Annotated in this window: 17 protein-coding genes and 1 tRNA gene; 4 read left to right on the top strand and 14 right to left on the bottom strand. The window is 38.0% G+C overall.

Annotated features, from left to right (window positions below):
* Positions 1 to 43 precede the first annotated feature (43 nt).
* The gene (gene yedQ, locus MKX14_RS00805) at positions 44 to 1,483 is read left to right on the top strand and encodes a sensor domain-containing diguanylate cyclase (RefSeq protein WP_039759574.1); all 1,440 of its coding nucleotides are present in this window, start codon (positions 44 to 46) and stop codon (positions 1,481 to 1,483) included.
* Positions 1,484 to 1,512: 29 nt separating this feature from the next.
* On the opposite strand, the gene MKX14_RS00800 is transcribed toward yedQ, so the two are convergent.
* On the bottom strand, positions 1,513 to 1,692 hold the full coding sequence (locus MKX14_RS00800; RefSeq protein WP_002118942.1) for a hypothetical protein: 180 nt from the start codon (positions 1,690 to 1,692) through the stop codon (positions 1,513 to 1,515).
* A 208-nt stretch (positions 1,693 to 1,900) separates the two neighbouring features.
* Here MKX14_RS00800 and aspC point away from each other — a divergent pair, with 208 nt between their 5' ends.
* Positions 1,901 to 3,136 carry a pyridoxal phosphate-dependent aminotransferase gene (gene aspC / locus MKX14_RS00795; protein WP_002118408.1) on the top strand — a complete coding sequence of 412 codons (1,236 nt, stop codon included), beginning with the start codon at positions 1,901 to 1,903 and terminating at the stop codon, positions 3,134 to 3,136.
* A 53-nt stretch (positions 3,137 to 3,189) separates the two neighbouring features.
* Here aspC and MKX14_RS00790 read toward each other — a convergent pair whose 3' ends face one another.
* Complete coding sequence (locus tag MKX14_RS00790) at positions 3,190 to 4,032, bottom strand: DMT family transporter (RefSeq protein ID WP_240281524.1); 843 nt, start codon at positions 4,030 to 4,032, stop codon at positions 3,190 to 3,192.
* Between the two features lie 239 nt (positions 4,033 to 4,271).
* On the opposite strand from MKX14_RS00790, the gene MKX14_RS00785 reads away from it, so the two are divergent.
* Complete coding sequence (locus MKX14_RS00785) at positions 4,272 to 4,709, top strand: PaaI family thioesterase (RefSeq protein WP_240281523.1); 438 nt, start codon at positions 4,272 to 4,274, stop codon at positions 4,707 to 4,709.
* Positions 4,710 to 4,724: 15 nt separating this feature from the next.
* On the opposite strand, the gene MKX14_RS00780 is transcribed toward MKX14_RS00785, so the two are convergent.
* Both MKX14_RS00780 and MKX14_RS00775 read right to left on the bottom strand, forming a co-directional pair.
* The gene (locus MKX14_RS00780) at positions 4,725 to 5,156 is read right to left on the bottom strand and encodes a hypothetical protein (RefSeq protein ID WP_240281522.1); all 432 of its coding nucleotides are present in this window, start codon (positions 5,154 to 5,156) and stop codon (positions 4,725 to 4,727) included.
* Positions 5,157 to 5,197: 41 nt separating this feature from the next.
* Positions 5,198 to 5,344: a hypothetical protein gene (locus MKX14_RS00775; RefSeq protein WP_079381033.1), complete on the bottom strand. Its 147-nt coding sequence runs from the start codon at positions 5,342 to 5,344 to the stop codon at positions 5,198 to 5,200.
* Between the two features lie 46 nt (positions 5,345 to 5,390).
* Here MKX14_RS00775 and MKX14_RS00770 point away from each other — a divergent pair.
* A tRNA-Asn gene (locus MKX14_RS00770) sits at positions 5,391 to 5,466 on the top strand.
* A 149-nt stretch (positions 5,467 to 5,615) separates the two neighbouring features.
* On the opposite strand, the gene MKX14_RS00765 is transcribed toward MKX14_RS00770, so the two are convergent.
* The 10 genes from MKX14_RS00765 to lepA all read right to left on the bottom strand — a co-directional run bounded on the left by MKX14_RS00765 (position 5,616) and on the right by lepA (position 13,799).
* Positions 5,616 to 6,374 (bottom strand): SDR family oxidoreductase, encoded by a 759-nt coding sequence (locus MKX14_RS00765; protein ID WP_240281521.1) that lies wholly within the window; start codon positions 6,372 to 6,374, stop codon positions 5,616 to 5,618.
* Between the two features lie 273 nt (positions 6,375 to 6,647).
* Positions 6,648 to 7,292 (bottom strand): tRNA-(ms[2]io[6]A)-hydroxylase, encoded by a 645-nt coding sequence (miaE, locus tag MKX14_RS00760; RefSeq protein WP_014207364.1) that lies wholly within the window; start codon positions 7,290 to 7,292, stop codon positions 6,648 to 6,650.
* A gap of 6 nt (positions 7,293 to 7,298) precedes the next feature.
* A complete protein-coding gene (gene pdxJ / locus MKX14_RS00755) occupies positions 7,299 to 8,024 on the bottom strand; it encodes a pyridoxine 5'-phosphate synthase (protein WP_069123844.1) in 726 nt (241 codons plus the stop codon).
* A gap of 13 nt (positions 8,025 to 8,037) precedes the next feature.
* Positions 8,038 to 8,751, bottom strand: coding sequence for a DNA repair protein RecO (recO, locus tag MKX14_RS00750; RefSeq protein WP_016140294.1), 714 nt, complete (start codon positions 8,749 to 8,751; stop codon positions 8,038 to 8,040).
* 9 nt (positions 8,752 to 8,760) lie between these two features.
* Positions 8,761 to 8,964 (bottom strand): NF038104 family lipoprotein, encoded by a 204-nt coding sequence (locus MKX14_RS00745; RefSeq protein ID WP_240281520.1) that lies wholly within the window; start codon positions 8,962 to 8,964, stop codon positions 8,761 to 8,763.
* A gap of 17 nt (positions 8,965 to 8,981) precedes the next feature.
* Complete coding sequence (gene era, locus MKX14_RS00740) at positions 8,982 to 10,004, bottom strand: GTPase Era (RefSeq protein ID WP_079381034.1); 1,023 nt, start codon at positions 10,002 to 10,004, stop codon at positions 8,982 to 8,984.
* Between the two features lie 11 nt (positions 10,005 to 10,015).
* Positions 10,016 to 10,708 carry a ribonuclease III gene (gene rnc, locus MKX14_RS00735; protein WP_005067830.1) on the bottom strand — a complete coding sequence of 231 codons (693 nt, stop codon included), beginning with the start codon at positions 10,706 to 10,708 and terminating at the stop codon, positions 10,016 to 10,018.
* The gene (locus MKX14_RS00730; RefSeq protein WP_005067828.1) at positions 10,680 to 11,054 is read right to left on the bottom strand and encodes a DUF4845 domain-containing protein; all 375 of its coding nucleotides are present in this window, start codon (positions 11,052 to 11,054) and stop codon (positions 10,680 to 10,682) included. The genes rnc and MKX14_RS00730 overlap by 29 nt, the downstream gene beginning before the upstream one ends.
* A 24-nt stretch (positions 11,055 to 11,078) precedes the next feature.
* Positions 11,079 to 11,906: a signal peptidase I gene (lepB, locus tag MKX14_RS00725; protein ID WP_046811712.1), complete on the bottom strand. Its 828-nt coding sequence runs from the start codon at positions 11,904 to 11,906 to the stop codon at positions 11,079 to 11,081.
* A gap of 75 nt (positions 11,907 to 11,981) precedes the next feature.
* Positions 11,982 to 13,799, bottom strand: a complete 1,818-nt coding sequence (gene lepA / locus MKX14_RS00720; RefSeq protein ID WP_240281519.1) for a translation elongation factor 4 — start codon at positions 13,797 to 13,799, stop codon at positions 11,982 to 11,984.
* Positions 13,800 to 13,904: the final 105 nt, after the last annotated feature.

The following is a 13,904-nucleotide window of genomic DNA, read 5'->3' as shown; positions in this document are numbered from 1 at the left end:
TTCTCATTATACTTTAAGGCAAACTGAATACTTAAAGAAACATATGGAAACTTTAGATTCTTCGATTTTTGACCTTAGCCCAATTCCAATGTGGATTGAGGATTTCAGTGAAGTTAAACAACAATTTGATTTATGGAGAAAGCAAGGCATTGAAAACCTCCATGAATTTTTAAATCAAAATAAACACTTAGTTATTGAATGTGCTCATAAAATTAAAATTATTCGTGTTAACCAAAAAACTTTAGAACTTTTTGAAGCAACAACGCGCGAGGAACTCTATTCGAATTTGAATCTTATTTTTAAAAAGGAAATGTTCGAATCACATATTTATGAACTTGAAGCGTTATGGAATGGCAAAACCCATTTTTCAAGCACTACCGTGAATTACACCTTATCAGGCAAACGTATTGATGTTCAGTTAAGAGGGTCTATTTTACCTGGTTCTGAATCTACTTTTGAGCGGGTATTAATTACTACCGAAGATATTACCCCTTATCAAAATGCACTCCGTCAGGAAGAAAAAAACCGTCGACTGGCTGAATCTATGTTTATCTACTCGCCTACTTCGCTGTGGGTCGAGGATTTCAGCCGTATAAAAAATAGAATTGATCAACTTAGGCTATTGGGAATTGAAGACTTCAGAACTTTTCTAGATGTTCATCCTGAGTTTGTCCGCCAGTGTGTAGAAGATATTTTAATTTTAGATGTTAATCAGGCCACGATAGATTTATTTAAAGCTCCTGATAAGTCGACACTTTTAAGGAATACACATAAGATTTTTGCTGAAGAAATGGTTGAAACCTTTCGAGAACAACTCATCGAGTTATGGCAAGGTAATATCCATCATAAACGTGAAGCCGTTAACTACGCTTTAGATGGCCAAATAAGAAATGTCTTGCTTCAATTTACCGTTTTTCCGGGATATGAAGAGACTTGGGGATTAGTGCAAGTTGCGCTGACAGATATTACTGCCCGGAAAAAAGCGGAAAACTATCTTGAATATTTAGGGCAACACGATGTTCTTACTAAACTATATAACCGTGCTTTTTTTACAGAGGAACTTAATCGCTTAAACCGAAGTATTATTCGACCAGTTTCTTCAATTTTTTTAGATATGAATGGATTAAAAGAAACCAATGACCAGTTTGGGCATGATATTGGAGATGGTTTATTACGCCGTGTTGGAAATATTTTAAGTCAGGCTATTTCAAATACAGCATATACTGCATCCAGAATCGGTGGTGATGAATTCGTGATCTTAATGCCAGGCGCAGATGAAGCGAACGTTCAAATTATGCTTCAAACGATTCAGGAGCTTTTTAATATCGACAATCAATACTATTCAAGCCATCCAGTTAGTATTGCAATTGGACATGCAACCACTCAAACAAATGAACAAATTGAGGACATGTTAAAACGAGCAGACCATCACATGTATCAAAAGAAAAAAAGTTATTATCAAGAAATTTTATTCAATCAATAAAAAACAGGCATATTGCCTGTTTTTCAAAATTAGCGTTTTCCCATAGAACGACGCGTACCACGTGGAGGCATCCATGTTCTATCCGCGTATTGCTCTGGTTTTGGACGCACTTGGTTGTGTACCGCATCATCTGCTTGATTGCTTTCATTCGGCATTGGGAATGGCAATTTCACCAAAGCCTTTTTCTGTTTTGGCTGTTGCTCAGTCATGATTCATTCTCGAAATTTCGATTGCGACCTATTATAAATGATTTTTATCATTTCTTTTCAAAAAAGCTTCAATTGAGTAAAACAGCAACAAGAACCTTCTTAAATTAAACTTTTTTACATCTAAAAATACCCGTATCCGCAAATTGCTTAATTTTTGCGATAAGATAGTATGCTTTTTATTTTTTAATCCCATAAGAGGAATATTGCCGTGGACGTACGTCTTTCTGATCGTGTCAATGCTATCAAACCGTCCCCTACACTTGCTGTAACAAACAAAGCTGCTGAACTTAAAGCTGCTGGCAAGAACGTGATTGGTTTAGGTGCTGGCGAGCCAGATTTTGATACCCCTCAACACATCAAAGATGCTGCAATTGAAGCGATTAATAATGGTTTCACCAAATATACGGCTGTAGATGGTACTCCTGGGTTAAAAAAAGCAATTATTGCTAAGTTTAAGCGTGATAATAATCTTGATTATCAAGCGAACCAGATTTTGGTTTCTTGTGGTGGTAAGCAAAGCTTCTTTAACTTGGCACTTGCTCTATTAAACAAAGGCGATGAAGTAATCATTCCAGCACCTTTCTGGGTAAGCTATCCAGATATGGTCATTATTGCTGAAGGGACTCCAGTCATTGTGAAATGTGGCGAAGACCAACGCTTCAAAATCACTCCTGAACAATTAGAAGCTGCTATTACACCTAACACTCGTTTAGTTGTATTAAACAGCCCATCTAACCCAACAGGCATGATTTATAGCAAAGCTGAATTAGAAGCTTTAGCTGAAGTTTTACGTCGTCATCCACAAGTATTTGTTGCATCTGACGATATGTATGAACCGATTCGTTGGGAAGATGAGTTCTACAACATCGCAACTGTTGCTCCTGATTTATATGATCGCACAATCGTTTTAAACGGTGTTTCTAAAGCATACGCAATGACAGGTTGGCGTATTGGCTATGCAGCCGGTCCAGCAAAAATCATTGGTGCAATGAAAAAGATCCAATCACAGTCAACTTCTAACCCAACTTCTATTTCGCAAGTTGCTGCTGAAGCTGCATTGAATGGTCCACAAGACGTTTTACAACCTATGATTGAAGCGTTTAAACGCCGTCATGACTTAGTTGTAAATGGCTTAAATGATATTAAAGGTATCTCTTGCTTACCTGCTGATGGCGCTTTCTATGCCTATGCAAACATTCGCCCTCTTATTCGTGCAAAAGGCTTAAAATCTTGCACAGAGTTCTCTGAATGGTTACTAGAAGAAACTGGCGTAGCAGTTGTTCCTGGTGATGCATTTGGTTTAGGCGGTTTTATGCGTATTTCATATGCAACAGCTGATGAAGTACTTGTTGATGCGTTAGCACGTATCAAAAAAGCTGCTGACTCAATTGAAGGTGTAGACGCTGCTATCGCTTCAATTGAAGCTGAAAAAGCTGCGAAATAATCTGCATTTTGCACAGAAAGGGTTCTCTTGAGAGAACCCTTTTTTTCATTCACTTATGCATTTTTGGCTTTTGGAGGTCTTACATAAATAACTAATAAAATTCCAAATAAAACCATAAAGCTCGATAAAATCACTCGCCCTGTCACAGTCTCATTTACAAATAGGCTTCCACCTATAATCGCCAAACATGGCACACTTAGCTGTACTGTACTCGCTGTCACTCGATCAATATGCTTCAAAATGGCATACCAGAGTATATAAGCCCCGCTTGAAGTAACACCGCCCGACAAAATCGCTAAGATCCATCCTTGCATGTCAATGTAGCGATCTTGGGCAAGTAATATATTCGCTAACAAAACCATTGGCACAGCTAGCGTAAAATTTGCCAACGTACTACCAATCGGTTGTGTCATATTGCGACCCGCGATACTGTATCCCGCCCATGCCAAACCAGATACCACCATAATTAGAGCATATCCCCAATCAGGCGCATGAGTACCGGGTAATAACAAAACACTGATTCCAGCTAAAGCAATACATAAGCCTATACCACGGTACATGCCAATCTGTTCACCCTGCCAATAGCCATAAAGCACCATAGTCAGCTGTACAACCCCAAACAATAACAGAGCACCAATACCAGCGTCGATCTGAATATAAGCATACGAAAATGTCAAAATATAAACCGCTAGAAAAAATGCGTTTTTTAAACTCCATTGGACTTTGGTTTGAGACGATTTTGAATATAAAAACAGTCCAAATAAAACAACCGCACCACTTCCCACTCGTATTAGACTAAAAGTCATTGGGTCAATATGTCGGCCAACCAAAGCCAAACGACACAATACAGAATTTGCTGCAAAACCCGCCATTATGAGTGCAATTTTAAAAAGCATTGTCCTTATGCTCCTGTTATTTCTTATAGTGTAAAAGAAGACTTTCTTATCTATCTAATTCATTATGCAACTCATTTAATTCAATTTTTATAATAAAGGAATTTTATATTAAATGGACAAGTTTTTAAGATTCAACTTATCAGTTCAATCTCTAACTCTAGAATTGACTTATCGATGACTTAATAATAGGCTAATATCAAGTTCCATTTTAGAACTTAAAGAATTAAAGGACCCAAAAAATGAAAAATCCGATGGAAATGACTGGGCTTGAATTTTTACAAGCAATGATTGAAGGCCATATTCCACCTGCCAGCATTAGTAAAACAATACCTATGCAACCTACTGAAATTTCAGAAGGATCTGTTACCTTTAAAGCCCAAGCAGATCATAACCATTTAAATCCACTCGGTGGCGTACATGGTGGTTTTGCTGCCACCGTCCTAGATTCAGTGACCGGTTGTGCAGTACATACGATGTTACCTGCGGGTGTAGGTTACGGCACAATCGACCTTAACGTAAAAATGTGCCGCCCTATTCCCCAAAATCAGACTTTAATTGCAACAGGCAAAGTTATTAATTTAAGTAAAAATTTAGGTATTTCTGAAGGAAAGATTATTGATGATGAAGGTAAACTGTATGCCTATGCAACAGCAACCTGCATGATTATTCGTTCATAATTATTAAAGGCAGCCTTAAACCGCTGCCTTTTTTATTAAGTCATCTGAATTATCTGGACGTTCACAAGTTTGTGCAATCACATACGGCGCCCAAATATTTTTAAGTTGGAGTTCTATAATTTCTTGATGCTCTACAGACCAAGCTAAAACTTTATTTTTACCCAACAATAACTCCCCTTCTAATTGAAAAATATATAAAGATTCAGAAGAGTTTAGTAGTTTCGAGCTTTTTAAAATCTTAAGTGAATTATGCACATTCCATTTAGCGCTAAACCAAAGCTGCAATAAATCGCCTAAATATAAATCCTGCTTTTTGAAAGGATAAGCATTAATCCATGCACCTTCTACAGGTGTGTAATAAGATTGTGATTGATTTAAGATATTGAGATAATTACGTTGATAGAAATCAAAATTAGAAAAAATAGAAGCGATCGTAAGCGTTTTCATACTTATCTCCGATTTAGCCATTTTAGTGCTGGCAAGTTGGTTTAAATCCACACTGTTTGAATTTCTCCAAACGCTTGTTCTTTTTTGAATCTAGCAATTGATTTTTTAAAGTGCAAGTAATTTCTTAACTCATCACTCAACTGATCAAATAAAAAGCATACGACACAAAAATGAAGTAAACATGACAATTTAGACTTGACCCTTCTCAAAATCTCCTTATAATCGCATGCAGATTCTCCCATAGCTCAGTCGGTAGAGCGACGGACTGTTAATCCGCAGGTCCCTGGTTCGAGCCCAGGTGGGAGAGCCAAATACTAAAAAGCCCGCAGCATTAAAGCGGGCTTTTTTTTGCCATAAATTTATCAATAACTATAAAAAATCCTCTATCAGCAGATAGAGGATTTAATTAGGTTTAACGCTCTAACCTCACTCGAAAGAATCTATTTTCTTCTCAAATTATTATTCCACTTCAACCACTTTTAAAGGATTAAAAGATTGAGTAGTCGGCATCATTTCAATACGATTAATATTAATGTGTGGCGGTTGTGAAGCAATCCAAGCTACTGTATTTGCAATATCTTCAGGCAAGAGTGGATTCTTTTTATCATATAGGCTGTTTACTTTATCCTCATCACCTTTAAAACGCACAAGAGAAAATTCAGTACCTCCACACAAGCCTGGTTCAATGTTAGTTACGCGCACACCAGTACCAGCCAAATCAGCACGAAGATTTAGACTAAATTGCTCCACGAAAGCTTTGGTTGCCCCATACACGTTACCACCCGGGTATGGATATGTACCTGCGATAGACCCCATATTAATAATCAAACCTGATTTTTTCTTTACCATACTTGGCAAAATTAATCGGGTAATCGTAACAAGCCCCTTAATATTGGTATCAATCATCGTGTACCAATCATCTAATTCTGCTTTATCTGCGGGTTCCAATCCTAATGCCAATCCAGCATTATTCACCAATAAATCAATTTGATTGATTTGAAATTCAGCTGGTAAATCAACCAATGCCTTATTTATATTTTCTGCCGTATCCGTCATGTCAAATACTAATGGGTAGAATTTTTCACCAAGTTCTTGTTTTAGCTCTTCTAGTTTTTCTGCTCGTCTTCCACAACCAATAACGTTATATCCTAACTCAATCAGCTTTTTTGAAATGCTATAACCAAAACCTGCCGATGCGCCTGTAACTAATGCTAACATTCTTATATCCTTAGAAATGAGTAACTATTTCTGTTGAACTCATGATGAACATATCAACCTTTATATTTACACAATATTTATTATTAGCCTAAAAAAATAAAAGTTTTTTTAAAAATTTTAAGAGAAATTAAAATCTGTAAAAAATATATTTATTAAATAATTATATGTATTAAAAAACTAAAAGCAGAACATGCTTACCGCCAAAGAGATAATACTCACCAAATAAAAAAGTTTACCGTGAAAGGTAAACTTTTTTATTTGAGACATCCAAGACTAAGCAGGAATACCACTATGAAAACGGAAAGTATCATCTGGTGTTAAAATCAGATTCTTCTCAACTTCACGGATATGATCAATTCGCTGTTGAATATCCTCTTTAGGATCTTTCATTTTTGCAGTGGTTGCCACATCAAGCGCAAGAGCTAGATAGTCTTCAAAATGACGAGACTCTGACTTAAGCAAGTATCGATAATAACGTCCTAACTCATCATCTACACGCGGTGCAAGTGCATAAAAACGCTCACATGAACGAGCCTCTACGAATGCACCAATCACCAGCACATCAATTAAAGCTTCAGGCTCATATGTACGAATTTCTTTACGCAACCCACCTGCATAACGTCCGGCACTTAAACCAGTCCACTCTTGACCACGCTTAGCCATAAGCTCAAGCACTTGTTCGTAGTGAAGCATTTCTTCTCGTACAAGTTGAGCAAGTTTTACTTGTAAGTCAGGAAAGAAGCTATAGCGGAACATTAAGTTCATTGCTGTACTAGCAGCTTTCTTTTCACAATTAGCATGATCTTGCATCAAGATATCTAAATTATTGATTGCTTCATCCAACCATGCTTTTGGTGTTTGACAACCTAAAAAGGCCACCACAGGTTGCATTAATTCATCGTAATTGATACTCGACATAACCAACTATCCTGCTGCCTGAATCGCTGTTTTCATATCTTTAACAGCTTGAACCAGACCTACAAAAACACTTTCAGCAATAATTGAATGACCAATGTTTAATTCATGAATTTGTGGAATAGCTGCAATTGGCGCAATATTTTTAAGGTTAAGGCCATGACCTGCATTTACAACCAAACCTTTTGAATCTGCATATTCAACCCCTTTGATAATACGCTCTAACTCGGCTTGTTGATCTTGCTCCGTTTCCGCATCCGCATATGCACCCGTGTGCAACTCAATCGTAGGTGCGCCACACGCAACTGCTGCATCAATTTGAGCTAAATCAGCATCAATAAATAATGATACGTCACAACCAATAGCCGCTAAAGTTTGAGTTGCTGCTTTAACTTTTTCAAAGTTACCCACTACGTCCAAACCACCTTCAGTTGTTACTTCTTGGCGTCTTTCTGGCACAAAACACACGTGCTGTGGCTGAATTTCTTTCGCAAACTCGACCATTTCATCAGTAACAGCCAACTCTAGGTTCATACGCGTTTTTAATAATGGACGCATGCGACGTACATCATCATCTTGAATATGGCGACGGTCTTCACGCAAATGCAAAGTAATCCCCTCTGCACCCGCTTCTTCACAAATAAGAGCAGCTTCTACAGGGTCTGGATAAGTAGTACCGCGCGCCTGTCTCAAAGTAGCAACATGGTCTATGTTTACACCAAGCAATGCAGCCATAAATAAATCCTAATTACGATTGAGTTTGAGTATTTTGAATCCACAATTGTCGACTTTTTAGGGGACGATCTCCTAAAAGCGATGTAATCATTTGACGGTATAGTTTACCTAATAATTGCAATTGTTCGTGAGAAAAATCCTGGCCTTGCTCATAATCCAACATAGATAAAATTGCTTTACCTGACAATGAAGAACGACTTGCCTGAACAACGGGCGCAAAACCTTCCGTCACCTGAAATTGATAAAACTGGTGAGCCTGTATTGGCTGTTGTTGAGTATCAATTGAGAAATCAATCGCGTAACCCAGCTCAGGAAGCAAAACATGTTCGAACTGGCGCAAAATCTGTCTCAGAAAAAGATCAGGATTTTCGTGGGAAGATAATTGCTGTAATTGAAGCAAAGTTAATTGATATTGCTCAAAAGTTTGTGGCATTGCCTCTTCTAATGGGCAAAGTCTAAGAACAATTTCATTTAGATAAAAACCAGCAAAAAAAGCATCACCAAAAAAGAAAACAGGCTGATTTAATATTTCCAGCTTAGTAAAATTTTTGAGTTCACTTTTACCTGTGGCTTGCAGTCGAATAGGTTGATATTGAGGGGGCGGAGTCTGTCTTAAAATACCATCGACTCGCCCATATTCCTGAGTAAAAAGATGCACAATATGACTTTTTTCACGGTACTTACGGTGATGAATCATATATCCATGGAGGACTTCATTGCGCATCATAAAAAGAATCTATTCCTCAGATTCTTTTTCTTTTTTATCATCCTCATCATCACCGTCAGGAATAATAGCACCTACAACAGCTGCTGTACCTTTAACTACACCTTTAGTAGTTTTATAGGCGATACCTACTGGTACGGTTACAAGCTTATATACACAACCTTGTAACATCAATGTACATCCAACTATAGCAATTAATGATGTAATTGTTTTCATACCAGCATCCTTATCCTTTAGATATCACTGTATCCTAAGCTTTTGAGAGCACGCTCATCATCAGACCAGCCACCCTTCACTTTCACCCAAAGTGTGAGCATAATTTTTTGCTCAAACATTTTTTCCATGTCTTTACGAGCATCCATACCAATCGTTTTAAGCTTGGCACCTTTTTCACCAATCACAATGGCTTTTTGACCAGCGCGGTCTACAAAAATCGTTGCATCGATATAGGTACAAGCTGGTTTTAAACGACCAGTTTTTTCATTAACAGTTGCTTCTTCTGTTTTGAAAGATTCAATTTGTACTGTTAAATCATAAGGAAGCTCTTCACCCAACTGACGCATGATTTTTTCGCGAATAATTTCACTTGCCAAGAAGCGTTCAGAGCGGTCAGTAATCTGATCAAATGAATACAATGGTGGTTGATAAGGAAGGTATTTCTCAATCGTTTCACTCAAGTGTTCTAAGTTTGCACCACGCAAAGCAGAAACAGGAACAATCTCAGCAAAATTCATAAGTTTGGCACGTTCTTGAATGAGAGGAAGAATCTCTCTTTTATCTTCAAAAGTGTCCGCCTTATTAATGACCAAAATAACCGGCATTTCAGCGTTCTTGAGTTTTTCAAGCACTAAATCGTCATTTTGAGTCCACTTATAAGCATCGATAACGAATAAAACTAAGTTAACGTCACGTAATGCAGAATGAGCAGCACGGTTCATCATTTTATTAATAGCACGCACTTCTTTTTTATGCATACCTGGGGTATCTACATATACCGCCTGCATTTTTTCACGTGAATCAATACCAATAATTTTATGACGTGTTGTTTGAGGTTTACGCGAAGTAATAGAAAGTTTTTGACCCAATAAATGGTTCATGAGGGTAGATTTACCCACATTTGGACGCCCCACAATCGCCACAAATCCGCTCTTAAAATCCGAAGGGATTGTTACGCCTTTGGAACTAAAAAATTGATCAATCAGATTATTAGGATCTTGGTTTTCATTTGAATCTGGATTGATTTGATCAGAATGCATCGACATGCAGGTTATTGCTCCAATAACTTTAAAATTTCCGCCGCTGCTGCCTGCTCGGCAAAACGACGACTTGAACCCTCACCATAAATCTTCGGTAAACCATCTACCACACATTCCACTTTAAAGTGCTGATGAGGTGCATCACCCTGAATATCTACAACCTCGTAAACAGGGAGAGGTTTTTTACGTGCTTGTAGATACTCTTGTAAACGTGATTTCGGATCTTTGAGTTGATCCGTAGGTTCTATATGGTCTAAATAGGGTATGTACCATTTTAGCACAATATCTTTAAGTAAGTTGAGATCACCACTATCAAGATAAATTGCACCAATAATCGCTTCTACCGTATCTGCTAATATTGACTCACGATGATGACCACCAGATTTCAACTCGCCTGTACTTAATATTAAACACCGACTAAGTTGCAAATCGGTTGCAATCTTACCTAATGCTTCTTGGCGAACTAAGGTCGCACGCATACGCGTGAGACGACCTTCATTTTCATTTGGATAGGCATGATATAGATAATTGGCGATTATCATGCCTAATAATGAATCACCGAGAAACTCTAAGCGCTCGTAATTGTATTTGTGACTCACCGAACGATGAGTCAAAGCTAACTGTAACAATTCAAGCTGCTTAAATTGATATCCGATTCGACTCAGTAAGCGAGGATCACTTAGTTTGAACTGATGTTTTATCAAAACTCTTCTCAAATGTTAAAACTAAATCAATATTGAATAAGAAAGGTTTTCTTACTTCATATTTCTTTTTGACCGTTAGACCTGACTGATTAAACACTTGAGCGATCTCTTTAAAGTGGAGATCACGAATATTGTTCATTTCGAGTCGCTGATCCATTTGTGTTACAAACTTTTGTGGTGTGATCTCAGAAGAGCTTTCTTGTAAAAGCTCTTCTATCTGATTATTAATCAGCCGATCATCCCAATATGCTGGCCAAACTGCAAGTACAGCTTTTACTGCAATCGCAAATATAACCACCCCAAATAAAATTGCTAAATACGAAGTACCCTGTTGTGCCTTACGCATTTCTTTTTTTCCTAATGGTTGTTTTTAATCTATTTTTCCATTTCGGCTAAAGTTAGGAAGGTGTAAACCCGGTTCTTTATGCATCCACACGTAGAATGCTCGTCCTGTTAAGTTTTCTTCAGGAACGAACCCCCAGAAACGACTGTCTGCACTTTGATCGCGGTTATCCCCCATTGCAAAGTAATGTCCTTTTGGTACAGTCACTTCCCAATATAAACCGTCTTGGTTCGCATATTTACCATTTTCAACATAGTTGATAAACGGTGCTTGACGCGCCACATTTACGCCTTCAAGCTCACGCATCGTAAAGGTATGCTCACCAATCGTCTCTTTATGATAAATAGACGTTGGCGTATCCATCACATCTTTTTCACGACTGAACTGTGTTAATACTTTCGGTACTTTTTTCCCGTTAATAATCAATTGCCCATGGTCATAAACAATATGATCGCCAGGTAAACCGATTACACGTTTAATATAGCTAATAGTCGGTTGAGGTGGATAACGGAATACAATTACATCACCACGCTTCGGTTCACCTACATCAATAATCTTCTTATTAACGATAGGTAAACGTACACCATAATCAAATTTATTCACCAGAATAAAATCACCAGTTTCTAAAGTTGGCACCATAGAGTCCGATGGAATATTAAATGGTTCATAAAGAAATGAACGGAGTATAAGTACTACAGCTAAAACCGGCCAAAAGTCATAGGCCCATGTAATGACAAAATTTTCGTTCCCGCGTCCTTTATTTGCACGCTGTTTTAATACAAGTTTATCTAACAACCACACTGCAAATAGAATCAGCGTAACTGGAACAAGAATTAAATTAAAATCAAAATCCACATGACCTCACTCGCAGCCTCGCTGCTTGTATTACAGTGGGGAAAAGAAATTGTTCACTTCCCCCACCCTCATTTCTTATCTTTCTACTTTCAATACAGCCAAGAACGCTTCTTGTGGAATTTCAACACTTCCCACTTGTTTCATACGTTTCTTACCTTCTTTTTGTTTAGAAAGTAGTTTTTTCTTACGCGAAACGTCACCACCATAACATTTTGCCAATACGTTTTTACGCATCGCTTTTACAGTAGAACGGGCAATAATTTGCGCACCGATTGCTGCCTGAATAGCAACATCGAACATTTGGCGAGGAATTAAGTCTTTCATTTTCTCAACCAATGCAATACCACGATGGCGTGCATCATTACGGTGACAAATCATAGCCAAGGCATCAACCTTTTCGCTATTAATTAACACATCAACCTTAACTAAAGCTGAACTTTCAAAACGTACAAAGTTATAGTCTAAAGATGCAAAGCCACGAGAGCATGACTTTAATCTGTCAAAGAAATCCATAACGACTTCAGCCATCGGGATTTCAAAAGTAATAGAAACTTGGTTACCCAAGAATTTCATATCTTTTTGTACACCACGACGTTCGATACAGAGCGTCATTACGCTCCCTAAGTATTCTTGAGGAACAAGGATATGACATTCAGCAATTGGTTCACGCAAATCTTCTACAGTCGATCCATCTGGCATTTTTGATGGACTATCGATGTAAATCGTTTCGCCTTTCTTGGTTAATGCTTCATAAATTACGGTAGGTGCAGAACTGATGAGGTCAAGATCGTACTCACGCTCTAAACGCTCTTGTACAATTTCCATGTGCAGCATACCTAAGAAGCCACACCGGAAACCAAAGCCTAAAGCATCTGAACTTTCTGGTTCAAAGAATAAAGCCGAGTCATTAATCTGTAATTTTTGCAATGCTTCACGGAACGGTTCAAAGTCACTCGCGTCAATCGGGAAAAGACCAGCATATACTTGCGGTTTAACCTTTTTGAAACCAGGTAAAGTTGCAACATCTGGTGTAGAAGCAAGAGTAATCGTGTCACCTACTGGTGCACCAAAAATATCTTTAATACCCGCAATAACAAAACCTACTTCACCAGCTTCAAGAATATCTGTTTCAGTATGCTTAGGATTAAACACACCTACAGAAGTGACTGGATGAGTTTGTCCTGTCGATTTAACCAACATTTTGTCGCCCTTGCGGATACGACCTTGTTTAATACGAACAAGAGAAACTACGCCTAAGTAGTTATCAAACCATGAGTCGATAATTAATGCTTGTAATGGTGCCTCACGATCACCTTCTGGTGCCGGAATAACATCAACTAAACGCTCGAGTACACCTTCAACACCTAAACCAGTTTTTGCTGAACAAGTTGGTGCATCTGTCGCTTCAATCCCGATAATTTCTTCAATTTCATGAATTACACGTTCAGGTTCAGCCTGTGGTAAATCAATTTTATTTAGAATAGGAAGAACTTCTAGACCTTGTTCAATTGCTGTATAACAGTTTGCAACTGATTGAGCTTCAACACCTTGTGCTGCATCTACAACCAATAGTGCACCTTCACATGCAGCTAATGAACGAGAAACCTCATATGAGAAGTCAACGTGCCCAGGCGTATCAATAAAGTTAAGTTGGTATTCCTGACCATTTGGATGGGTGTAATACAGCGTGACAGAAGCGGCTTTAATGGTAATCCCACGTTCACGCTCAAGCTCCATTGAGTCTAAGACTTGGGCTTGCATTTCACGATCTTGTAGACCGCCACACATCTGAATAAAACGGTCAGCCAATGTAGACTTACCATGGTCAATGTGGGCAATAATCGAGAAATTTCGTATATTTTTGATATCGACGGATTTTTTAGCTTGCGCCATGGGTTACCTTGAGAAAATATAGAGTGCTATGTAGCTTGTTTTAATACACAGCCAAAGCGGTTAAATAAATTGCGTGAGATTATAACAGATGCATATTTTAAAGTA

The organism is Acinetobacter pittii (assembly GCF_022449185.1).
Lineage (GTDB): Bacteria > Pseudomonadota > Gammaproteobacteria > Pseudomonadales > Moraxellaceae > Acinetobacter > Acinetobacter pittii_I.
Note: the sequence above shows the minus strand (reverse complement) of the source record. Positions and strands in the feature narration are given on the sequence as shown.